The sequence below is a fragment of the Curtobacterium sp. MCBA15_001 genome (assembly GCF_001864835.1).
In the GTDB taxonomy this organism is placed as follows: domain Bacteria; phylum Actinomycetota; class Actinomycetes; order Actinomycetales; family Microbacteriaceae; genus Curtobacterium.
This window is the reverse complement of sequence record NZ_MJGI01000025.1, coordinates 435,184-457,835: the sequence shown is the minus strand read 5'-3', so window position 1 is coordinate 457,835 and position 22,652 is coordinate 435,184. Positions and strand designations below refer to the sequence as shown.

The following is a 22,652-nucleotide window of genomic DNA, read 5'->3' as shown; positions in this document are numbered from 1 at the left end:
ACTGAGGCCGACTTTCCGCAAGACGCAAGGAGAACCGTGTCCGGGCATTCCAAGTGGGCGACGACCAAGCACAAGAAGGCCGTCATCGACGGCCGCCGTGCCAAGTCGTTCGCCAAGCTCATCAAGAACATCGAGGTCGCCGCCAAGATGGGCGGCGCCGACCTGTCGGGCAACCCGACCCTGGTCGACGCCATCCAGAAGGCCAAGAAGACCTCGGTGCCGAACGACAACATCGACCGTGCCGTCAAGCGCGGTGCCGGCCTGACCGGTGAGTCGATCGAGTACACGACGATCATGTACGAGGGCTACGCGGCCAACGGCGTGGCGATGCTCATCGAGTGCCTCACCGACAACAAGAACCGCGCTGCTGCCGAGGTCCGCACCCTGATGTCGCGGAACGGCGGCACGATGGCCGACCCGGGCAGCGTCGCCTACAACTTCGCGCGCAAGGGCGTCATCTCGGTGACCAAGGTCGACGGCCTGTCCGAGGACGACGTCATGACCGCGGTCCTCGACGCCGGTGTCGAAGACGTCATCGACCAGGGCGGCGGCTTCGAGATCATCACCGACGCGTCCGACCTGGTCGCAGCGCGTGTCGCCCTGCAGGAAGCCGGCATCGACTACGACTCCGCGGACGCCGAGTTCGTGCCCGGCCTCAAGGTCCCGGTCGACGCCGAGACCGCGCGCAAGGTGTTCAAGCTGATCGACGCGCTCGAAGACTCGGACGACGTGCAGAACATCTACGCGAACTTCGACATCCCCGCCGACGTCCAGGCCGAGCTCGACGAGGACGAGGACTAGGCAGGTGCTCCGTGTGCTCGGGGTCGACCCCGGGCTGACCCGGTGCGGTGTCGGCGTGGTCGAGGTCACGCCGGACCGCCGCGCCCGGCTGGTGCACGTCACGGTCGTCCGGACCCCGGCGGAGATGCCGCTCGAACAGCGTCTGGTCCTCATCGCCAGCGGCATCGGCGAGCAGATCGAGGAACACCGGCCGGACGCCGTCGCGGTCGAGCGGGTCTTCGCGCAGGCGAACGTCCGCACCGTGATGGGCACCGCGCAGGCAGCGGGACTCGCGTTGCACGCAGCAGCGTCGCGCGGGATCCCGGTCGGGCTGCACACCCCGTCCGAGGTCAAGGCCGCGGTGACCGGGTACGGCAACGCGGACAAGAAGCAGGTCCAGGCGATGATCGCTCGGGTGCTCGGCCTGGCCGAGGCCCCGAAGCCGGCCGACGCCGCCGACGCCCTCGCGCTGGCCGTGTGCCACGCCTGGAGGCTCGGTGCACCCGACGCGGTCGGCGTGAGCTCCGCGGTGCTGACGCCGGCGCAACGCGCGTGGCGGGACGCGCAGGCCGGCACCGGTGGACGCAGCGCAGCGTCGCCGCTGGCACGCGCGGCCGCGGCCGCAGCACACGCCCCCCGAGCCCAGCGCGGCGCGTCCGGCCCGTCGGCGGGTGCCCGTAGGCTCGGAGCATGATCGCGAGTCTCCGGGGCACCTGCATCGACATCGCGGGCTCGTCCGTCGTGATCGAGGTCGGTGGCGTCGGCTACCTGGTGACGGTCACACCCGCGCACGCCCTGACCATGCGCCACGGAACCGAGGTGTTCGTCCGCACGGCGATGATCGTGCGCGAAGACGAGCACCTGCTCTTCGGCTTCGAGTCCACCGACGCGCTGCGCGTGTTCGACCTGCTGCGCAGCGTCTCCGGCGTCGGCCCGAAGTCCGCGCTCGGGGTGCTCGGCGCGATGGACCCCGCGCAGATCGCGAACGCCGTCGCGCACGACGACGACGCCGCCTTCCGCAAGGTGTCCGGCATCGGGCCGAAGACCGCCAAGCTCATCATCGTCGCGCTGTCCGGCAAGCTCGCCGCGTTCGAGACGCCGACCACGGTCCCGGGCGCCCGCGCCACCACCGCGCACCCGGCCTCCGAAGACGTGGTCACCGCGCTCATCGGCCTCGGCTGGCGTGAGGAAGCGGCTCGCAGTGCCGTCGACGACACCATCGCGAACGAGCCCGGTGTCGCGGCCATGGGGACGCAGGCGTTGCTCCGTGCCGCGCTCGGCGCGCTGCGTCCGACCGGAGCCGGCCGGTGAGCGGCATCACCGCTGCCGACGCGCAGTCGTCCGAGGAACTCGCGTTCGAGGGCGCCCTCCGTCCGAAGTCCCTGGCCGAGTTCGTCGGGCAGCGCAAGGTCCGTGGCCAGCTCGACCTGCTGCTCAAGGCGGCGGCGATGCAGGACCGGACGCCCGACCACATCCTGATGGCCGGACCGCCCGGGCTCGGCAAGACCACGCTGGCGATGATCGTCGCGCACGAGTCGAGCCGACCGCTGCGCATGTCGAGCGGACCGGCGATCCAGCACGCGGGTGACCTCGCCGCCGTGCTGTCGTCGCTCATGCCGGGCGAGGTCCTGTTCATCGACGAGATCCACCGCATGGCGCGCTCGGCCGAAGAGATGCTCTACCTGGCGATGGAGGACTTCCGCATCGACGTCATGGTCGGCAAGGGCGCCGGCGCGACGAGCATCCCACTCGACCTGGCGCCGTTCACGCTCGTCGGCGCGACGACCCGCGCCGGGCTGCTGCCCAACCCGCTGCGCGACCGCTTCGGGTTCACGGCCCACCTCGAGTTCTACGAGCGCGACGAGCTCGAACAGGTCCTCATCCGCGCGGCGCACCTGCTCGACCTCGACTTCGACCGCTTCGCCCTCCGCGAGATCGCCGGACGCTCCCGCGGCACGCCCCGCATCGCCAACCGCCTGCTGCGGCGCGTCCGTGACTACGCGCTCGTGCACGGCACGCGGGACGGCATGGCCGCGGTGCAGGGCGCGCTCGAGCTGTACGACGTGGACGAGTACGGCCTCGACCGCCTGGACCGCGCGGTGCTCGAGACGATGCTGACCCGCTTCGACGGGGGACCGGTCGGGCTGAACACGCTCGCGGTCTCGGTCGGCGAAGAAGCCGAGACCATCGAGTCCGTGGTCGAACCCTTCCTGGTCCGGATCGGCCTGGTCACCCGGACGCCGCGCGGGCGCATCGCCACACCGGCTGCCTGGCGACACCTCGGCCTCACGCCGGGCGCCGGATCGGGCCCGCAACCCGGGCTCTTCGACGACGAAGCACCGGACTGACCTGACCACCTGCCCCGGCTGCAGCGTCTGCCCCAGCCACGTGCCCTAGACTGCTACGGCCCGAAACCGAAATACCAGAGAAGGCATCGCAATCATGGGTCAAGAAGTCATCCTCATCGTCATCGTCGTGGCGTTCGCGGCCTTCATGTTCTACAACAGCCGCAAGCGCAAGAAGCAGCAGGGCGAGCTCGCCACCAAGATGGTGCCGGGTGCCCGCGTCATGCTGTCGTTCGGTCTGTACGGCACGCTCCTGTCGGTCGACGACGAGAAGGTCACCGCCGACGTCGAGATCGCTCCCGGCACCGTCGTCACCGTGCACCGTCAGACGCTCTCGCGCGTCGTGGACGAGACCGCATCGGACATCGAGACCACCGCGACGCCCGAGGACGAGTCCAAGCCGCTCGACCTGCACAAGGACGCCCCGGTCACCGAACTCAACGGTGAGCCGATCTACGGCGAGCGGACCGACGACGTCGACCGCGGGAAGCGCACGACCGAAGACTGATCCACCGGGCCGCCGGGACACGACCGTGACCCGGCGGTGACACCGCTTCCGCCGGCGTGCGCGCCGACAGATCTGACAGAAAGACGAGACGACCGGTGGCACGACCGACCCCCGTCAAGAAAGCGCTGCGCTCGCTCACCTGGTTGGTGATCATCATGGCGATCCTGGCCGGCCTGAACACGGCGGCCTCGATCCTCGCCAGCACCACCAAGGACACCACGGGCAAGTGGTTCGCCGGGGCCAGCTGGGTCCCCGAACTGGCGCTGGACCTGCAGGGCGGCACGCAGCTGACGCTCGCCGCGCAGAGCACGAGTGGTGACTCCGTCACCTCGGAGCAGCTCAAGCAGGCGGTGGACATCATCCGTCAGCGCATCGACGCCACCGGCGTCTCGGAGTCCGAGATCAACACCCAGGGTGCGAACAACATCGTGGTGTCGATCCCGGGCAAGCCCGACCAGCAGACGATCTCCCGGATCGAAGCCGCGGCGAAGCTCACGTTCCGCCCCGTGCTCTACACGGAAGCCGCCACCGACACGGCCGTCGGCGGGAAGTCGGGCTCCACCGCGTCCCCGACGCCGTACTCGCCTCCCGCGTCGCTGCCGGCATCCCCGACCGCGAAGCCGACGAACGCGAGCGACCTCAACTGGGCGTCGCCCCGGTTGCAGGACCTGTACACGAACTACAACTGCAAGGCGCCGGACGACGTCACGGCCGCGCCCGACGACCAGCCCCTGGTCACCTGTGACCAGGACGGCACCTCGAAGTTCATCCTCGGTCCCGTCGAGGTCTCGGGCGCGGACATCAGCAACGCCACCTCGGGCCTCGCGACCTCGTCGCAGGGCACCACGACCGGCGAGTGGGCCGTCAACCTGACGTTCAACGGCGCGGGCACCAAGGACTTCAGCACGGTGACGAACCGTCTGGTCAAGCTGCAGCAGCCGCAGAACCAGTTCGCGATCGTGCTCGACGGCAACGTGATCACGGCGCCGACGACGAACAGTGCCATCACGAACGGCAAGGCCCAGATCAGCGGGTCGTTCACCGCCGAGTCCGCCAAGACCCTGGCCGACCAGCTGAAGTACGGCGCGCTGCCGATCAACTTCAAGGTGCAGTCGAACGAGAACATCTCCGCCACGCTCGGCACCGCGCAGCTCGTCGGCGGTCTCGTCGCTGGTCTGATCGGCCTGATCCTGGTGATCATCTACTCGATCGTCCAGTACCGCGCCCTGGCCTTCGTCACGGTGCTCTCGCTCGGCGTCGCCGCGGCGCTGACCTACCTGGTGATCGCGATCATGTCGTGGCGCGTCGACTACCGCCTGTCGTTGGCCGGTGTGGCGGGGTTGATCGTCGCGATCGGCATCACAGCGGACTCGTTCATCGTGTACTTCGAACGCATCCGCGACGAACTCCGCGACGGGCGGGCCCTCGAGGGTGCCGTCGAGTCCGGGTGGCGTCGCGCGTTCCGCACGATCATCGCGTCCGACTCGATCAACTTCCTCGCGGCGATCGTGCTGTACATCCTCGCGGTCAGCGACGTGAAGGGCTTCGCGTTCACGCTGTTGCTCACGACGCTCATCGACATCGTGGTCGTGATCCTCTTCACCCACCCGATGCTGCAGCTCATCTCGCGCCGTCGCTTCTTCAACGAGGGGCACCACTTCTCCGGGCTCGACCCGACCGCCCTCGGCGCGGTCTACCGCGGACGGGCGCAGTTCCGCGCCCCCGTGGTGGACGGCAAGCGCCAGCGCAGTGCCGGTGAGGCACAGCGTCGACAGACCATCGCCGAGCGCAAGGCCGGCAACGGCGAGACGCCGAACGGGAAGGACAGCTGATGGCGAGCTTCAGCCAGTTCGGGAACGACCTCTACACGGGCAAGCGGTCGTACGACATCGTCGGACGCCGCCGCCTGTGGTACGTCATCGCCCTCGCGGCGATCGTCATCTCGCTCGCGGTGCCGTGGCTCCGTGGCGGCTACCAGCTCGGCATCGAGTTCACGGGCGGCTCCGAGTTCACGATCTCGGACGTCAAGAACACCGACCAGAACCTCGCGACGAACACCGTCGAGAAGATCGTCCCCGACGAGATCCCGCGTGTCTCGCAGCTCGGCCAGCACGGCATCCGCGTGCAGACCGGGCAGCTCACCGACGCCCAGACCACAAAGGTGCAGGGCGCCCTCGCTGACGCCTACAACGTGAACGACTCCGAGGTCGCCTCGACGTTCATCGGTGCGACCTGGGGTGCCGACGTGCTCGCCCAGGCGGTGCGCGGGCTCGTGATCTTCCTGGCGCTGGCCGCCGTGTTCATGGCGCTCTACTTCCGCACCTGGAAGATGTCGCTGTCCGCCATGGCCGCATTGCTCCACGACCTGCTCATCACGGCCGGGGTCTACGGCATCGTCGGGCTCGAGGTCACGCCGGCCGCGGTCATCGGCTTCTTGACGATCCTCGGGTACTCGCTGTACGACACCGTCGTGGTGTTCGACAAGGTGCGCGAGAACACGGCGCAGGAGTCCCACCGGACCTTCGTGCAGTCGGTCAACCTCGCGGTGAACCAGACCCTCGTGCGGTCGATCAACACCTCGGTCGTCGCCCTGCTGCCCGTCGCGGCGATCCTCTTCATCGGGTCGTACGTGCTCGGCGCCGGCACGCTCCGCGACATCTCGCTCGCGCTGTTCATCGGCATCATCGTCGGCACCTACTCGACGATCTTCATCGCGTCGCCGATGTACGCCCACCTGCGGGAGAACGAGCCGAAGATCAAGCAGGCGGACAGCAAGAAGCAGGCCGCCGCGGCCAAGCGCGCCGCGGTCGAGACCCCGGCCGAGGTCTGATCACCGTGGAGGAGATCACGACCGACCAGGCCCTGGCCCGCATCGCTGCCGGCGCACGGCTGTACGACGTCCGCGAGCAGACGGAGTGGGACGAGGTCCACGCTCCCCAGGCCATCCTGCTACCACTGTCCGAGTTCGCGGACCGCTGGACGGAGATCGCACCCGACGACCAGCCCGCGATCGTGGTCTGCCACTCCGGGATGCGGTCGGCACGTGCCGTCCAGGCGCTCGAGCAGCAGGGCGTCCCCGCGGTCAGCCTCGCCGGCGGTATGGTCGCCTGGGAAGCCCAGGGCGGTCCCGTGGTCCGCACCGGCAGCCCCGACGCCTAAGGCGAACGCGGTCACGAGCACTGACCCGACGCGCGTAGTGTTGTCGGATCAGGTCCCTGGAGGCGCAGCATGACGGACATCCGTGAGTCAGCGAAGCAGGACGACTCGGTCCCGAGCCGCCCCGGTTCGCCGTCCCTGCCCACGAGTCCGCTCGGTCCGAACACCACGGGCAACCTCGGTTCGCTCCGTTCCCTGCTCCCGCGGCTCTTCTCCCGTGCCCAGCCGGCCGGTGCCGTCGACACCCTGATCCGCACCGTCCGCTCGCACCACCCGAAGGCCGACGTCACGCTCATCGAGCGGGCCTACTCCGTCGCCGAACGCGCGCACGACGGGCAGAAGCGCAAGTCCGGCGAGCCGTACATCACGCACCCGGTCGCGGTCGCGCAGATCCTCGCCGACCTCGGGATCGGCACGATCACGATCGCTGCGGCGTTGCTGCACGACACGGTCGAGGACACCGACTACCAGCTCGACCAGCTCCGGCAGGACTTCGGCGACGAGATCGCGATGCTCGTCGACGGTGTGACGAAGCTCGACAAGGTCAAGTACGGCGACAGTGCCCAGGCCGAGACCGTCCGCAAGATGGTCATCGCGATGTCGAAGGACATCCGGGTGCTGGTCATCAAGCTCGCCGACCGGCTGCACAACGCCCGGACGTGGGGCTTCGTCGAGTCGGCCTCCGCCACGCGCAAGGCGAAGGAGACGCTGGAGATCTACGCGCCGCTCGCGCACCGGCTCGGCATCCAGATGATCAAGCTCGAGCTCGAGGACCTGTCGTTCGCGGTCCTGCACCCGAAGCTCTACGTCGAGATCGACAGCCTCGTCAAGGAACGGCAGCCCAAGCGCGAGCAGTTCGTGCAGAACGTCATCGGCACCCTGAAGAAGGACCTCAAGGCCGCCAAGGTCCGCGGTGACGTCATGGGCCGCCCGAAGCAGTACTACTCGATCTACCAGAAGATGATCGTGCGCGGACGTGAGTTCGACGAGATCTACGACCTGGTCGGCATCCGGGTGCTCGTGCCGACGGTCCGCGACTGCTACGCGATGCTCGGTTCCGTGCACGCCCGGTGGACACCGCTACCCGGCCGGTTCAAGGACTACATCGCCACCCCGAAGTTCAACCTGTACCAGTCGCTGCACACGACGGTCCTCGGGCCGCAGGGTCGCCCGGTCGAGATCCAGATCCGCACGCACGAGATGCACCAGCGGGCCGAGTTCGGTGTCGCCGCGCACTGGAAGTACAAGCAGCGTGCCGCCGGTCGTGACGTCGACTCGTCGAGCCAGACCGACCAGGACATGGCGTGGTTGGCCCACATCACCGACTGGCAGGCGGAGACCAGCGACCCGGGGGAGTTCCTCGACTCGCTGCGCTACGAGATCGGCGCGAAGGAGACCTACGTCTTCACGCCCCAGGGCAAGGTCATCGGCCTGCCCGCGGGTGCGACGCCCGTCGACTTCGCCTACGCCGTGCACACCGAGATCGGGCACCGCACGATGGGCGCCAAGGTGAACGGTCGCCTGGTGCCCCTCGAGAGCGCGCTGTCGAGCGGTGACGTCGTCGAGATCTTCACGTCGAAGAACCCCGACTCCGGACCCAGCCAGGACTGGCTGACCTTCGTCCGCAGTCCGCGTGCGCGCAACAAGATCAAGCAGTGGTTCACCAAGGAACGTCGCGAAGAGGCGATCGAGCAGGGCCGCGACGCCATCGCCCGGGCCATGCGCAAGCAGAACCTCCCGCTGCAGCGCATCATGAGCCAGGACTCGATCTCCGAGGTCGCGTCGGCGATGCGCTACGAGGACGTCTCCGCCCTCTACGCCGCCATCGGTGAGGGGCACGTCTCGACCCAGTCCGTGATCGAGAAGGTCCTGGCGGGCGTCCAGACCGAGACCGAGACCGACGAACCCGAGCTCGCGTTCCCCCGACAGGTCACGAGTCGGCAGCTGCGGAACAGCGACAGCGGCGTGCTCGTGCGCGGCGCCCCGGACATCCTGGTCAAGCTCGCCAAGTGCTGCACGCCGGTGCCCGGCGACCAGATCGTCGGGTTCATCACCCGCGGCCAGGGCGTCTCCGTGCACCAGGCCTCGTGCACGAACGTCAAGTCCCTGATGAACGAGCCCGACCGGATGATCGAGGTCGAGTGGGCACCGTCGTCCAAGTCGGTCTTCCTCGTGCAGATCCAGATCGAGGCGCTCGACCGCTCCGGGCTCCTCAGCGACGTCACGCGGGTCCTCACCGACCACCACGTGAACATCCTGTCCGCGACCGTGTCGACCTCGTCCGACCGGCTGGCCCTGTCCCGCTTCGTGTTCGAGATGGGCGACACGACCCACCTGGACCGCGTCCTGAACGCCGTCCGCCGCATCGACGCGGTGTACGACGTGTACCGCGTCAGCGCCGGCTGACCCCGACCGCGTCAGCGCCGGCTGACCGCGTCAGCGCGGGCTGACCGCGGCCAGGCGCCGTTCCGCCTGCCGCACCATCGGGACGGTCCCCAGGCGGTCCAGGTGCGCACGCAGCGCGTCCTCGGTGACCCCGCCGACCACGAGCATCCCGGACACGGCCTCAGCACACGCCGCCCACGCGTCCGGCCCTGGCACGCGCAGCAGGTCGAGCGTCGTGCGCAGGGGCGAGGTCACGGCGACACCGTCGAGGTGGTCCACCTCGTCCGGGGTGATCGCCACCTCGCGAACGCGCACGTCTCCGTCCTGCCGGATGCGTGCTCCGGCAGGCACACAGGCCTCGTGGGGGAGCGGCGGGCGGGAACACGCGCCCCAGATCCAGGCAGCGCTGCGCACCGCGGCGATGACGCGCGGGTCGTCGGCACTCCATGCGAAGGACGCGGCACGCAGGGCGGGGTCCTGCGGCTCGGCGACGGACGCCCAGCACGCACCGACCTGCACGAGTTCGCCGGCGAGGACGGCGCTGCGCAGCTCCGGCTCGGGCCAGTCGTCCGTGGTCAGCAGCCGGGAGGAACGCACCCCGTCATCCTGCCGTACCCGACCCACGACGTCACGCGCGCTGTGGAGATCGGGCACTGTGGAGATCCGGTCCTCAGCGGAGGACGTGTGCCCGGTGCACCAGCGCCGCGGCACCGATCAGTGGTCCGTCCTGGGACAGGCCGGTGGGGACGATCCGCACCTTCGTCACGAAGCCGAACTCGGCGCGCTCGGCCACGGCCTGGCGGGCGTACTCGAACAGGTCCGGCGTGACGTGCGAGAACCCGCCGCCGATCGCCACGACCTCGAGGTCGACCAGCGAGGTCGCTGCGGCGATCGCCTGACCGAGCGCACGACCGCTCCGCTGGATCGCGGCGACCGCGATCGGGTCGCCGCCCGCGTAGGCGGCCGACAGGTCCTCGCCGGTCTCGCCGGTGAACCCCTGCCGTTTCGCCCAGGCGACGGTCTTCGGGCCACTGGCCACGGCCTCCAGGCAGCCGATGCCGCCGCACGCGCATCGGTCGTCGAACCCACCGCACTCGACGTGGCCGATGTGTCCGGCGTTGCCGGTCGGGCCGCTGACGGTCCGGCCGTGCAGGATCAGGCCACCGCCGACGCCGGTGGAGACGATCATGCCCATCACGTGGTCGGATCCCTGGGCGGCACCGAGCCAGTGCTCGGCGAGCGTGATCGCCAACCCGTCCATGCGTAGGGTCACGGGCGTGCCGGCAGGCACGTGGGCGGCCACGCGGTCCCGGAGCGGGTACCCACGCCACACCGGCATGTTCAGGGGCGAGACGAGCCCGTGCTCCTCGTCCACGGGGCCGGCCGACCCGATGCCCACACCGACGAGCGTGGCATCCTCGGGCATCGCGCCGAGCGCGCTGGTCACCGCCTGGTCCACGGCGGCCTGCAGCTCGTCCGACGTGCGCTGCGGTCCCGTGGGGCTGCGGAAGCGCGTGCCCGGCAGCACCACGCCCTGGTCCGTGACCAGCGCGGCTTCGACCTTCGTGCCGCCGAGGTCGACGGCGAGGGCCAGGGAGGATGATCCGGTGTTCGACATGCGCGCTCCGATGCGGCGGTCTGGAGGCTCGGGGCGCGTCCCGGACGCGGACGTCGCGTCAGGCGCGCACCGGCTCGGTGCGGTGGACGGCCGGGGCCGGCCGGGTCAGGTCAGTAGGACGAGGTGTCGTCGCCGGTGCCGGAGGCGGCCCCGGTCCGTGCGCGGTGTGCGACCTCGTCGAGGATCCGCGCGGAGGCACTCGTCCCGATGCGGTCGGCGCCGGCCTGCACCATCTCGAGCAGGGTGTCGAGGCCGCGGACCCCGCCGGAGGCCTTCACGCCGGTGTCGGCACCGACCGTGCGGCGCATCAGGGCGATGTGCTCGGCGGTCGCACCGCCGCCGGCGAACCCGGTCGACGTCTTGACGAACGCGGCGCCGGCGGACTGCGCGGCACGGCTGGCGGCGACGATCTCGTCGTCGGTCAGGAACGCGGTCTCGAGGATGACCTTGACGACGGTGTCACCCGCGGCGTCGACGACCGCGCGGACGTCCTGCTCGACGCGCTCCCAGTCGCCGGAGCGGGCGGCGCCGATGTTCTGGACCATGTCGAGCTCGAACGCGCCGTCGGCCAGGGCCTGCAGCGACTCCGCGACCTTGGCGGCGGTCGAGGTGGTGCCGTGCGGGAAGCCGATGACCGTCCCGACCCCGACGCCCGTGCCCTGCAGGCGCTCGACGGCGTGCGCGACGTCGCTCGGTCGGACGCACACGCTGAACACGCGGTGCGCGGCGGCTTCGTCGAGCTGGGCGTCGACGTCGGCGCGCGTGAGCTCCGGCTTCAGGATCGCGTGGTCGATGAGCCGACGGACGTCGTCGGCGGTGACGGGGAGAGCTGCGTTGTCCACCCGGCGAGCCTACCCTCAAGCCGTGCGGCGTACCGTGCCCTGCATGCGCGTCCTCGTCACCGGGGCCACCGGCTACATCGGCGGTCGCCTCGTCCCCCTGCTGCTCGACGCCGGGCACACCGTCCGGGTGCTCGTCCGCACGCCCACCAAGCTCGACGACGTCCCCTGGCGTGACCAGGTCGACGTGGTCCAGGGCGACCTCCAGGACGCCGAGGCGGTGGCCCGTGCCGTCGACGGCATCGAGGCGGTGTACTACCTGGCGCACGCGATGGGTGCCGACGGCGACTTCGAGACCGCCGAGCGGAACGCCGTCGAGACGATGTCCGCAGCGGCGACGACGGCCGGCGTGCGACGGTTCGTCTACCTGGGCGGACTGCACCCCGACGGCGAACTGTCGAAGCACCTGCGCAGCCGGAAGGAGGTGGGCGACGTCCTGCTGGCCTCCGGCGTGCCGACGATCGCCTACCAGGCCGGCGTGGTGATCGGCTCCGGCAGCACCTCGTTCGAGATGATCCGCCACGTCACCGACGTGCTGCCGTGGATGCCCACGCCGCGGTGGGTGCGGAACCACATCCAGCCGATCGCGGTGCGGGACGTCCTGTACTACCTGGTCGCTGCGCTCGACATCCCGGCGGACGTCAACCGCACCTTCGACATCGGCGGGCCCGACGTGCTGCGGTACGGCCAGATGCTCAACGGCTACGCGGTGGAGGCCAAGCTCCCGCAGCGGGCCATCTCACCACTGCCCGTGATGACCCCGGGGCTCGCCGCGCACTGGTTCAACATGGTCACCCCGATCCCGCGCAAGCTGGCGACGCCGATCATCGAGTCGCTGCAGTTCGAGTGCGTCCAGCGCGAGCACGACATCGACGACGTCGTGCCGCGGCCAGAGGGCGGGCTGACCGGGTACCGCCGTGCGGTCCGCCTCGCGCTGACGAAGATGCGCAAGGGCGAGGTCACCACGAGCTGGCGGAGCGCGACGCTCGCGACGACCCCGGCCGACCCGCTGCCGAGCGACCCGGACTGGGCCGGTCACACCGTCTACGTCGACGACCGGCTCCGGCACAGTGCCGCGCCGCCCGAGGCCGTGTGGAGCGTCGTCGAGTCCATCGGCGGCGAGAACGGGTGGTACTCGTTCCCGCTCGCCTGGGTCGCTCGCGGGTGGATGGACAAGGTGCTCGGCGGTGTCGGGCTGAACCGCGGACGCCGCGACCCGAAGCGCCTGGAGCAGGGGGACGCCCTCGACTGGTGGCGCGTCGAGCGACTCGACCGCGGCCACTACCTGCGCCTCCGTGCTGAGTTCAAGTCACCCGGACGCGCCTGGCTCGAGATGACCGTGACCCCGTCCGACGACGGCGGCTGCGACTACCACCAGCGGGCGATCTACTTCCCGCAAGGGCTCGCCGGACGCCTGTACTGGTACGGGATCCTGCCCTTCCACGGGGTGATCTTCCCCGGCATGGTCGAACGGATCACGGCCCGTGCCGAGCGCGAGGCACACCGGACCGGCTCGACGCAGGCCAACAGCACGCAGCAGAATGGGTCCCGCGCACCGGCGCACGAGGAGGCAGCATGAGCGACGACGGACGCGGACTGGTCCTGTTCCTGGGGGACAGCATCACCGCAGGCGGAGCCTGGGACGAGCGGCTCCCCGAGGAGCGCACCGTGAACCAGGGGATCGGCGGCGACACGACCGACGGCGTCCTCGAGCGGCTCGACGCCGTCGTGGCGCAGTCGCCCGACGTCATCGTGCTGCTCGTCGGCACGAACGACTTCGGCAACCACCGCAAGAGCGCCGAGCACGTCGTGCGGAACGTCGAGACCATCCTCGTCACGCTCCGACGCGAACTGCCGGGCGTGCGCCTGCTGCTCGTGTCGATCCTCCCGCGGCAGGCCGAGTACACCCCGCGCATCGAGGAGGCGAACCGCCACCTGCGGCAGTTCGTGGCCACGTGCCACGCCCAGTACCTCGACGTCTGGCCGGCACTGGCCGACGGCGACCACCTCGCCGAGCAGTACACCGAGGACGGGTTGCACCTCACCGACGCGGGCTACCGCGCGTACACCGACGAGCTCGTCCCGGCGCTCGAACGCCTGCGCGGCCTGCCGCCGATGTCCCGACCCATCACCGCGATCGAGCTGGACGAGGCCTCGGCCTGATGGCCGGCCGGAAGGGACGGCCCCAGGTCGGGTCGTCCCTGCGGTCCGGTGCGGGCTCGGGCCGGACCGGCGCGGCGGAACCGCGCCGGGCCTCCCGTCCGGCCGGGGGAGCCGAGCAGCCGCCGGCGTTCACCCGTCCGGCGCTCGCGCCGGGGCTCCTGGCTGCCGTCGTCCTGCTGGCCTGCGTCGCGCTGCTCGACGACCCTGCGTTCGTCGCGGTCCGCTGGGGTGTCACCGTCCTCGCGCTCATCGTGCTCGTCTTCGCGCTGCGCGGCCGGACGTGGTGGGCGCTGATCGTGACGGCCGCCATCGCCGTCTGCTGGAACCCGCTGGTGACCGTGCCGATCCCCGGACAGGTCTGGGCGGCGCTGCAGATCATCGCGGCCGCGGTCTTCGTGGTCATCGGGATCGCGGTCAAGGTGCCCCGATCGGCAGAGGGCGACCCTTCCCGGTAGGATCGCAGGGTCGGACGCAGGGTCCGACCACACGATCAGACGGGCATGGATGAGCAACGAGACCGAGCCGGAGACCGAGAGTCCTCTGCTGAACCCTCGACCGTCCTCCGGCGGTCTCGAACGTTCCGACGTCGTGCTCCGCAAGGGGCGTCTCACGCTGCTGAACGGCCACCTCACGCCGCAGCAGTCGATGATCGAGGACCTGCTGTTCCTCGACGACGCGCTCACCGCCGGTGACGTCGACCACCTGCTGATCCGCGGCAACGACCAGCGTCCGGTCATCGCGCTCGACGAGCGTGACCGACAGCGTGCCGAGGCGGCCGTGATGGACGCCGCCGTGGGTGAGCCCTTCTACGCCAAGCCGCCGGGGGAGCCCGCCGTGCTCGTCGTCGACGACGGTCTCGGTTCCGTGGACCAGCCCGTGCTCCGCGTCTTCCGCCCGCGCCTCGAGCCCCTCGGGCGGCTGCGGTACGGCGCTGAGACCAGCGTGCAGCTCGAGTTCTGGCGCGTCACCGAGACCGAGGTCCTGGCGCCCGTCGAGAACGCCCTGATGCGGCGCAGCCTGCCCATCGAGGAGTTCGAGCTCGTCGACATCGAGCGCTACGGCCGCACCTGGCAGACCGTCGAGCACATGTTCGACGACCACGTCTCCGACATCCGGTTCCCGATCGACATCGTGTTCTCGTGGGTCGACGGCAACGCGGTCGAGTACCAGCGCGCCCGTCAGGCAGCGCAGTCCTCGGCCGTGCTCGGTGAGGGTGACGACGCCCCGGCCCGCTTCCGGCAGATCAACGAGCTCAAGTACGCGCTGCGCTCCGTCCACATGTACGCACCGTGGATCCGCACGATCTACATCGCCACCGACTCGCCCGCACCGGAGTGGCTCGCCGAGCACCCGCGCGTGCGCATCGTCCGGAGCGAGGAGTTCTTCGCCGACCCGTCGGTGCTCCCCACGCACAACTCGCAGGCCGTCGAGTCGCAGCTGCACCACATCCCCGGTATCAGCGAGCACTTCATCTACTCGAACGACGACATGTTCTTCGGGCGCCAGGTCGACCCGTCGGTGTTCTTCAGCCCGGGCTCGGTGACGAAGTTCATCGTCGCGACGACCCGGATCGGGCTCGGCTCGAACAACCCGCGCCGGAGCGGGTTCGAGAACTCGGCGCGGGTGAACCGTCGCCTGCTGCAGCAGCGCTTCGGTGCCGTCACCACGCGGCACCTGGAGCACGCGCCGACACCGCTCCGTTCGAGCATCATGACCGAGATGGAGCACGAGTTCGCCGATGAGTTCCGCGCCACCGCGGCGTCCCGCTTCCGGGCTGCCGAGAACATCTCGGTGACGAACTCGCTGTACCACTACTACGCGCTGCTCACCGGGCGGGCGATCGTGCAGGAGAACGCCCCGGTGCGGTACATCGACACGACGATGGTCCGCGGGCTGCGCGAACTCGAGGACCTGCTCAAGAAGCGGAACGCCGACTTCTTCTGCCTGAACGACGGCAGCTTCCCCGAGGTCAGCGACGACGAGCGCACGACGACGGTCACGAGCTTCCTGGACCGGTACTTCCCGTTCCCCGCGCCGTGGGAGCGCCCGGAGGCGTAGCCCGCTGACGGCTGGCCGCGGACGCGCTGCTGGCGCTCCTGTTCCTCCTGTTCGTGAAAGCGACACTTCCCCGCCGAACTTCGGCGGGGAAGTGTCGCTTTCACGACGGAGACGCCGCCCGCTGGCCGCGATCTGTCGCTCTCGCGATGACGACGCGGCAGCTCAGCGGTGGATGGGGGAGACCGGGACGGAGTCCAGCGTGAACACCGGGATGCTCGACGTGACCGGGGCTGGCTCCACCGCGGGCGGGATCACGACGCCGGCCGCGGCCAGACGGGCTTCGGTCTCCTCGGCGGAGACCGGCTCGCCCACGGTGCTGTACTGGCCGATCGGCACCACGGAGTGCACCACGTTGTGGCCGTACACGTGCACCAGGTTGAACGACTGGGCTCCGTCGCGGCCGCGGGTCCCGCGCTGGAACTCGTTGAGGTCCTGCGTGTAGCACGTGGCGCTGGCGACGGACACCGGCACGCCCGCGAACACGGCGCTGGTCGAGTAGTGCAGGTGTCCCGCGATGATCGTCAGGACGTCCGAGCCCTCGACGACCTCGGCGAGGGCTTGTTGCTCGCGGAGCTCCACGAGGACGGTGAGGTCCTGCACGCTCGGCACCGGCGGGTGGTGCATCGCGAGGACGGTACCGTGCGGCGCGGCCTCGGACAGGACCTCGGCGAGCCAGTCGAGCTGCTCGGGGGAGACCACCCCGTAGTGCTCGCCGGGGACGCTCGTGTCGAGGGTGATGACGCGAAGGCCGTTCACGTCGTAGACGAAGTCCACCGGGCGGTCGGTGGGCTGCAGGCCGAAGAGCTCCTGGCGGAAGGCGCCGCGCTCGTCGTGGTTGCCCATCGCCCAGATCACCTGCGCGCCGATGCGCTGGGCAGCCGGCTCGATGATCTGCCGCACGCGGGCGTACGCTCCGGGCTCGCCCTTGTCCGCGACGTCGCCCGTGACGACGATGGCCTCGGGGCGGGCCCCGGATGCCTCGATGTCGGCGATGATCTGCGTCAGACGCGCAGCGGAGTCGACTGCTCCGTACAGTTCGCCGTCACCCGCGATGAGGTGGGTGTCGCTGAGGTGGAGCAGGAAGTGGTTCGGCCTGGGGTGTTCGGCCGTCCGGGCGTCCATCGGGTTCTCATTCCGTTGGTGGTTCCTCGGCAGAGGACCTCCCGCTGGGGGAGTGCACGGTGCAACACGATGCCACACCGTCCACCGACAGTCCAACACGTGTTCGTGAATCCACGGTGAACCGGAAGCGGCATTTCTGAGAATGAGGCGAACGAAACAACCCCCCGACCACGAAGTGGACGAGGGGTTGTGTCGTTCTTGCCGAGAAGTGTGACCTTCTTGCCGAGAGGGGCTACTTACCCCCGGCTCCGACCTGCGGGGCCTGGTGGCTGCCCTCGAGGTCCGGACCGTGGTGCGCGGCGTGCGCGGCCTCGAGTTCGGTCTTCGAGACCGGCGCGATGCGGTCCTCGAAGAAGAAGCGCGACATGCCGGCGCGGACCTTCTGTACCGAGGTGATCTGCCCCTTGGCGTTCGGGCGGACCATGAGCGGCTTGTACTCCTCGAACTGCAGGAGCTTCCAGCGCTCGTACTCGTCGAGCTGCTCGTGGACCTCGATGTACTCACCGTGCGGCAGGCGCACGATTCGGCCCGACTCGTAGCCGTGCAGGACGATCTCGCGGTCCTTCTTCTGCAGCGCGAGGCAGACACGCTTCGCGATCCAGAAGGCGACGAACGGGCCGAGCACGGTCGTGGCCTGGATGACGTGGATCACGTGGTCGATCGACACCATGAAGTGCGTCGCGATGATGTCCGAGCTCGCCGCTGCCCAGAGGCTGGCGTAGAGCGTGACACCGGCCGCGCCGAACGCCGTGCGGGTCGGGGCGTTGCGGGGACGGTCCGCGATGTGGTGCTCGCGCTTGTCACCGGTGACCCAGGCCTCGATGAACGGGTAGACGAACATCGCCAGGATGAGGCCCATGAGGACCGCGATCGGCACGAGGATGTTGAACGACACCGTGTAGCCGAACCAGACGACCTCCCAGTGCGGCGGCACCAGACGCAGCGCGCCGTCAGCGAAGCCGATGTACCAGTCGGGCTGCGTACCGGCGGACACCGGGGAGGGGTCGTACGGGCCGTAGTTCCAGATCGGGTTGATCGTGAACAGCGACGCGATGAGGGCCAGGATGCCCGCGACGATGAAGAAGAAGCCACCGGCCTTCGCGGCGAACGCCGGGAGGATCGGGACGCCCACGACGTTGTCGTTGGTCTTGCCGGGACCCGCGTACTGCGTGTGCTTGTTGATCACGACGAGCACGAGGTGGACACCGAGCACGGCGACGAGGATCGCCGGCAGCAGCAGGATGTGCAGCGTGTAGAGGCGGCCGACGATGGCGGTTCCGGGGAACTCGCCGCCGAACAGGATGTAACCGATCCAGACGCCGATCACCGGGACGCCCTCGATCATGCCGACGATGATGCGCAGACCGTTGCCGGAGAGCAGGTCGTCGGGGAGCGAGTAGCCCGTGAAGCCCTCGGCCATGGCCAGGACCCACAGCACGAAGCCGAAGACCCAGTTGAGCTCACGCGGCTTGCGGAACGCGCCGGTGAAGAACACGCGGGCCATGTGCAGCATCACCGAGGCCACGAACAGCAGGGCTGCCCAGTGGTGGATCTGCCGGACGAAGAGCCCGCCACGGATGTCGAACGAGATGTTCAGCGTCGACTGCAGGGCCGTCGACATCTCGACGCCCTTGAGCGGGACGTACGAGCCGTTGTAGACGACCTCGGTCATCGAGGCACCGAAGAAGAACGTCAGGAACGTGCCCGAGAGCAGGATCACGACGAAGGAGTAGAGCGCGACCTCACCGAGCATGAAGCTCCAGTGGTCGGGGAAGATCTTGCGACCGACCTCCTTCACCAGGCCGGAGATGCTCGTGCGCTCGTCGATGTAGTTGGCGACCCCGCCGATGATGCGGGATCCACGCTCCGGTGCCGGCTTGGTGCTGGTCGTCGGTGCGTTCGTGGTGGTGGTGCTGGTCATCAGCGTTCACGCTCCCAGAAGGACGGCCCGACCGGCTCGTGGAAGTCGCTCTGCGCAACCAGGTAGCCGTCGTCGTCGATCGCGATCGGAAGTTGGGGGAGGGGGCGTGCCGCCGGGCCGAAGATGACGTCACAGTTGTGCGAGACGTCGAAGGTGGACTGGTGGCAGGGGCACAGCAGGTGGTGCGTCTGCTGCTCGTAGAGCGCGACCGGGCAACCGACGTGGGTGCAGATCTTGGAGTAGGCGACGATGCCGTCGTACCCCCAGTTCTCACGACCCTTCGAGGGGTTGAGGTCCTTCGGGTCGAGGCGCATCAGCAGCACCGCGGCCTTCGCCTTCTCCTCGAGCATGTGCTCCTTGTCCAGGAGCCCGTCGGGGATGACGTGGAAGACAGACCCGATCGTGACGTCAGACGCCTTGATCGGCAGGCCCGTCGGGTCCTTGGTGAGCCGCGTGCCCTTGGCCCACATGGTGTGGCGGAGCAGCTCGTTCGGGTCGGCAGCCGGTGCCAGGTCGCGCACCAGCACGATGCCGGGCAGCGGGAAGGCGACGAGCGCGCCGATCATCGAGTTGCGGATCAGCTTGCGACGGCTGAAGCCGGACTCCTTGTCGGCGAGCTGGAAGGCCTCGACCGCCTTGGCACGGGTCGCCTCGGACCCACGGGTCGGGTGCCGCATCTCGGTGATCTCACGGTCACTGACCAGGGTCTTCGACCAGTAGACGGCACCGAGGCCGAGCGCGAGCAGCGCGAGCGAGATGGACAGGCCGAGCCAGAGGTTGGCGCTGCGGACCGTGCCGAAGTCGTCGGAGCGGATCGGGAAGGCGATGTACGCCGCGATCGACAGGACGCTGCCGACGATCGACAGGTAGAAGAACGTGGCGACCTGGCGCTCGGCCAGACGCTGCTTCTTCGGGTCGACGTCGGTGCGACGTGCGCGGTGCGGCGGCTCGCCCGGGTTCTCGAACGGTTCCGCGGGCAGGACCGCGATGCCGACCGGCACCGTCGAGTCGTGCTTCTCGACAGCCGAGGACGAGGTCACTGCCTCGTCGTCGTGCTCTGCCATGGTGTTCCCTTCAGTGTCGTGCGACACGGACGATCAGTTCTGCTTCGCGGTCAGCCACACGGTCATCGCGACGACCGCGCCCAGCCCGAAGATCCAGATGAACAGACCCTCGGCCACCGGACCGATGGCACCGAGGCCGAAGCCACCGGGCGAGGCGTTGTCCTGCACGTACTTGAGGTACGTGATGATGTCGGCCTTCTGCTGCGGCGTGATGTTCAGGTCGTTGAACACCGGCATGTTCTGCGGGCCGGTGAGCATCGCTTCGTAGATGTGCTTGCCGGAGACGCTCTTCAGGTTCGGCGCGTACTTGCCCTCGGTCAGGGCGCCACCCGCACCGGCGACGTTGTGGCACATCGCGCAGTTGATCCGGAACAGCTCGGCACCTTCGGCGGCGTCACCGTCGGACCCGTTCGTCAGGGACGAGGACGGCACGGCCGGGCCGGGGCCGAGCGAGGCGACGTACGCCGCGAGGGCGTCGACCTGGTCGTTCGTGAACTGCGAGGGCTTCTCTTCGGCCTGCGGGCCCGAGGCGGCCATCGGCATGCGGCCGGTGCCCACCTGGAAGTCGACCGAGGCAGCGCCGACGCCGATGAGCGACGGACCCTCGCCGGTGCCCTGTGCGGACAGGCCGTGGCAGGTGGCGCAGTTCGAGGCGAAGAGCTTCTGGCCTTCGTTGACCTGCGACTGGCTGGAGGCCGCGACGGTGCTGACGCTGTCGTCGGCGTTGGCCGAGGAGCTGAAGAGCGCGTAGGCACCGCCGGTCGTCATCAGTCCGACGACGATGAGCGACACGGTGGCCATCGGCGAGCGACGGCCCTTCTTGTTCTTGGTCCTGGTGAACATGCTGTGCGTGCTGCCCGATCTCTACTTGACGAGGTAAATGACGGCGAAGAGGCCGATCCACACGACGTCGACGAAGTGCCAGTAGTAGGACACGACGATGGCGGTGGTGGCTTCCTTGTGACCGAAGTTCTTGGCGGCGAAGCCACGGCCCAGGGTGAGGAGGAACGCGATCAGACCGCCGGTCACGTGCAGGCCGTGGAAGCCGGTGGTGAAGTAGAACGCGGAGCCGTAGGCACTCGACTGGAGCGTGATGCCCTCGTGCCAGAGGTTGGCGTACTCGAAGATCTGGCCGCAGACGAACAGTGCGCCCATGCAGTAGGTGACGAAGAACCACTCCGTCATGCCCCAGTCGGTCGGCTTCCAGCTGGTGCGGTGCACCTGGAACCGCTCGGCGGCGAAGACGGCGAACTGGCAGGCGAAGCTGGACAGCACCAGGACGATGGTGTTGACCGAGGCGAACGGCACTTCGAGGTGGGCGGTCTCGGTCGCCCACAGCTGGGGGGAAGTGCTCCGCAGCGTGAAGTAGATCGCGAACAGGCCGGCGAAGAACATGACTTCGCTGCCCAGCCACACGATCGTCCCCACGGCAACGGGGTTCGGCCTGTTCAGGACCGTACCGCTGGCTGGTCTGGAGAGAGGGGTGCTTGTCACAGGTTCCATTATGGCCGAAACCACCGACAGTGTTTTGCCAGTCAACTGGCGGGTCGCTCGAAAACACTACGATCGTCGGTATGTCCGACCTCCTGACCTGGCCCGCCGTCATCAGCGCCCTCATGGCGCGCGAGGACCTCTCCATCAGGCAGTCCACATGGGCCATGGAGGAGATCGTCCGCGGACAGGCGACGCCCGCGCAGATCGCGGCCTTCGCGGTGGCGCTCCGGGCGAAGGGCGAGACCGTGGACGAGGTGGTCGGCTTCCGCGATGCGATCCTCGATGCCGCCGTCCCACTGGACGTCGACCCGATGGCGCTCGACATCGTGGGCACCGGCGGCGACGTCGTGGGCACGGTCAACGTCTCGACGATGGCGGCGATCGTGATCGCCGCCGCCGGGGTGCCGGTCGTCAAGCACGGCAACCGCGCGAGCTCGTCGAAGTCCGGCTCGAGCGACGTGCTCGCCGCCCTCGGCCTCGACCTGTCGATGGACGCAATGCGTGTTGCGGACACCTTCCACCGCGTCGGCCTGACCTTCGCCTTCGCGAGCGCCTTCCACCCGGGCTTCGCGCATGCCGCTCCGGTGCGTCGTGAGATCGGCGTCCCGACCGTCTTCAACTTCCTCGGCCCGCTGGTGAACCCGGCCCGCTGCGAGGCCAACGCCGTCGGTGTCGCCCAGCTCGAGCTCGTGCCGATCATCACCGGCGTCTTCCAGACCCGCGGAGCGACGGCGCTGGTGTTCCGCGGCGACGACGGGCTGGACGAACTGACCACCACCGGCCACAGCCACATCTGGGAGGTCACCGGCGGACGGGTCACCGAGCACGACCTCGACCCCCGCGACCTCGGCATCGCCCGCGCCCGGACCGAGGACCTGCTCGGCGGCGAACCCGCCGACAACGCCGCCATCGTCCGTCGGGTGCTGGCGGGGGAGACCGGCCCGGTCCGCGACATCGTGCTGCTGAACGCCGCCGCTGGTCTGGTGTCCTTCCGGCTCGCGCAGGACCCGTCCGAGTGGGACCGACCGATCCTGCAGCGCTTCCGCGAGCAGCTCGTGGTCGCCGCGGACGCGATCGACTCCGGTGCCGCCGAGCGCAAGCTCGCCGACTGGGTCGGCGCCGCACCCGCCGTCGCGTAGCTGACCCACCTCCACGTCGCGGAGCTGACCGCACCGCACGCAGACGGACAGGAGGCCCGG

The 22,652-nt window shown here is 69.3% G+C and carries 22 protein-coding genes; 14 read left to right on the top strand and 8 right to left on the bottom strand.

From position 1 onward, the window contains the following. Nucleotides 1-36 precede the first annotated feature (36 nt). From BIU90_RS14060 to BIU90_RS14020, 9 genes are all read left to right on the top strand, one after another. Nucleotides 37-801, top strand: a complete 765-nt coding sequence (locus tag BIU90_RS14060) for a YebC/PmpR family DNA-binding transcriptional regulator (RefSeq protein WP_071300803.1) — start codon at nt 37-39, stop codon at nt 799-801. Between the two features lie 4 nt (nt 802-805). After that, entirely contained in the window at nt 806-1,474 is a 669-nt protein-coding gene (gene ruvC, locus BIU90_RS14055; RefSeq protein WP_071300802.1) for a crossover junction endodeoxyribonuclease RuvC, read from the top strand. Next, nucleotides 1,471-2,091 carry a Holliday junction branch migration protein RuvA gene (ruvA, locus tag BIU90_RS14050; RefSeq protein ID WP_071300801.1) on the top strand — a complete coding sequence of 207 codons (621 nt, stop codon included), beginning with the start codon at nt 1,471-1,473 and terminating at the stop codon, nt 2,089-2,091. The genes ruvC and ruvA overlap by 4 nt, the downstream gene beginning before the upstream one ends. Continuing rightward, nucleotides 2,088-3,128, top strand: a complete 1,041-nt coding sequence (ruvB, locus tag BIU90_RS14045) for a Holliday junction branch migration DNA helicase RuvB (protein WP_071300800.1) — start codon at nt 2,088-2,090, stop codon at nt 3,126-3,128. Before ruvA ends, ruvB begins: the two co-directional genes overlap by 4 nt. Before the next feature lie 94 nt (nt 3,129-3,222). Further along, nucleotides 3,223-3,633 carry a preprotein translocase subunit YajC gene (gene yajC, locus BIU90_RS14040; protein ID WP_071300799.1) on the top strand — a complete coding sequence of 137 codons (411 nt, stop codon included), beginning with the start codon at nt 3,223-3,225 and terminating at the stop codon, nt 3,631-3,633. Between the two features lie 95 nt (nt 3,634-3,728). Next, nucleotides 3,729-5,465 (top strand): protein translocase subunit SecD, encoded by a 1,737-nt coding sequence (secD, locus tag BIU90_RS14035; RefSeq protein ID WP_071300798.1) that lies wholly within the window; start codon nt 3,729-3,731, stop codon nt 5,463-5,465. Beyond that, complete coding sequence (secF, locus tag BIU90_RS14030) at nt 5,465-6,463, top strand: protein translocase subunit SecF (RefSeq protein WP_071300797.1); 999 nt, start codon at nt 5,465-5,467, stop codon at nt 6,461-6,463. The genes secD and secF overlap by 1 nt, the downstream gene beginning before the upstream one ends. A gap of 5 nt (nt 6,464-6,468) precedes the next feature. After that, nucleotides 6,469-6,792, top strand: a complete 324-nt coding sequence (locus BIU90_RS14025; protein ID WP_139195281.1) for a rhodanese-like domain-containing protein — start codon at nt 6,469-6,471, stop codon at nt 6,790-6,792. A 69-nt stretch (nt 6,793-6,861) separates the two neighbouring features. Beyond that, nucleotides 6,862-9,195 (top strand): bifunctional (p)ppGpp synthetase/guanosine-3',5'-bis(diphosphate) 3'-pyrophosphohydrolase, encoded by a 2,334-nt coding sequence (locus tag BIU90_RS14020; RefSeq protein ID WP_254787056.1) that lies wholly within the window; start codon nt 6,862-6,864, stop codon nt 9,193-9,195. 30 nt (nt 9,196-9,225) lie between these two features. Here BIU90_RS14020 and BIU90_RS14015 read toward each other — a convergent pair whose 3' ends face one another. From BIU90_RS14015 to deoC, 3 genes are all read right to left on the bottom strand, one after another. Further along, entirely contained in the window at nt 9,226-9,771 is a 546-nt protein-coding gene (locus BIU90_RS14015; RefSeq protein ID WP_071300795.1) for a type IV toxin-antitoxin system AbiEi family antitoxin, read from the bottom strand. 73 nt (nt 9,772-9,844) lie between these two features. Beyond that, nucleotides 9,845-10,792: an ROK family protein gene (locus BIU90_RS14010; RefSeq protein WP_071300794.1), complete on the bottom strand. Its 948-nt coding sequence runs from the start codon at nt 10,790-10,792 to the stop codon at nt 9,845-9,847. A 110-nt stretch (nt 10,793-10,902) separates the two neighbouring features. Further along, nucleotides 10,903-11,634 (bottom strand): deoxyribose-phosphate aldolase, encoded by a 732-nt coding sequence (deoC, locus tag BIU90_RS14005; RefSeq protein ID WP_071300793.1) that lies wholly within the window; start codon nt 11,632-11,634, stop codon nt 10,903-10,905. A gap of 43 nt (nt 11,635-11,677) precedes the next feature. Here deoC and BIU90_RS14000 point away from each other — a divergent pair, with 43 nt between their 5' ends. From BIU90_RS14000 to BIU90_RS13985, 4 genes are read left to right on the top strand one after another with little or no spacing between them, the layout of a single operon-like run. Beyond that, nucleotides 11,678-13,210 carry an SDR family oxidoreductase gene (locus BIU90_RS14000; RefSeq protein WP_071300792.1) on the top strand — a complete coding sequence of 511 codons (1,533 nt, stop codon included), beginning with the start codon at nt 11,678-11,680 and terminating at the stop codon, nt 13,208-13,210. Further along, on the top strand, nt 13,207-13,794 hold the full coding sequence (locus tag BIU90_RS13995) for a GDSL-type esterase/lipase family protein (RefSeq protein ID WP_071300791.1): 588 nt from the start codon (nt 13,207-13,209) through the stop codon (nt 13,792-13,794). The genes BIU90_RS14000 and BIU90_RS13995 overlap by 4 nt, the downstream gene beginning before the upstream one ends. Then, nucleotides 13,794-14,249: a DUF6804 family protein gene (locus tag BIU90_RS13990; RefSeq protein WP_175470221.1), complete on the top strand. Its 456-nt coding sequence runs from the start codon at nt 13,794-13,796 to the stop codon at nt 14,247-14,249. The genes BIU90_RS13995 and BIU90_RS13990 overlap by 1 nt, the downstream gene beginning before the upstream one ends. A 49-nt stretch (nt 14,250-14,298) precedes the next feature. Further along, the gene (locus BIU90_RS13985) at nt 14,299-15,852 is read left to right on the top strand and encodes a stealth conserved region 3 domain-containing protein (RefSeq protein ID WP_071300790.1); all 1,554 of its coding nucleotides are present in this window, start codon (nt 14,299-14,301) and stop codon (nt 15,850-15,852) included. A gap of 162 nt (nt 15,853-16,014) precedes the next feature. Here BIU90_RS13985 and BIU90_RS13980 read toward each other — a convergent pair whose 3' ends face one another. From BIU90_RS13980 to BIU90_RS13960, 5 genes are all read right to left on the bottom strand, one after another. Then, complete coding sequence (locus BIU90_RS13980) at nt 16,015-16,974, bottom strand: phosphodiesterase (RefSeq protein WP_071300789.1); 960 nt, start codon at nt 16,972-16,974, stop codon at nt 16,015-16,017. A 232-nt stretch (nt 16,975-17,206) separates the two neighbouring features. Beyond that, a complete protein-coding gene (locus BIU90_RS13975) occupies nt 17,207-18,895 on the bottom strand; it encodes a cytochrome bc complex cytochrome b subunit (RefSeq protein ID WP_071300788.1) in 1,689 nt (562 codons plus the stop codon). Beyond that, on the bottom strand, nt 18,895-19,959 hold the full coding sequence (locus tag BIU90_RS13970) for a ubiquinol-cytochrome c reductase iron-sulfur subunit (RefSeq protein WP_071300787.1): 1,065 nt from the start codon (nt 19,957-19,959) through the stop codon (nt 18,895-18,897). The genes BIU90_RS13975 and BIU90_RS13970 overlap by 1 nt, the downstream gene beginning before the upstream one ends. A gap of 33 nt (nt 19,960-19,992) precedes the next feature. Further along, a complete protein-coding gene (locus BIU90_RS13965; protein WP_071300786.1) occupies nt 19,993-20,802 on the bottom strand; it encodes a cytochrome c in 810 nt (269 codons plus the stop codon). Between the two features lie 21 nt (nt 20,803-20,823). Then, nucleotides 20,824-21,462 carry a heme-copper oxidase subunit III gene (locus tag BIU90_RS13960; RefSeq protein ID WP_071300785.1) on the bottom strand — a complete coding sequence of 213 codons (639 nt, stop codon included), beginning with the start codon at nt 21,460-21,462 and terminating at the stop codon, nt 20,824-20,826. 71 nt (nt 21,463-21,533) lie between these two features. On the opposite strand from BIU90_RS13960, the gene trpD reads away from it, so the two are divergent. Then, the gene (gene trpD / locus BIU90_RS13955; RefSeq protein ID WP_071300784.1) at nt 21,534-22,592 is read left to right on the top strand and encodes an anthranilate phosphoribosyltransferase; all 1,059 of its coding nucleotides are present in this window, start codon (nt 21,534-21,536) and stop codon (nt 22,590-22,592) included. Nucleotides 22,593-22,652: the final 60 nt, after the last annotated feature.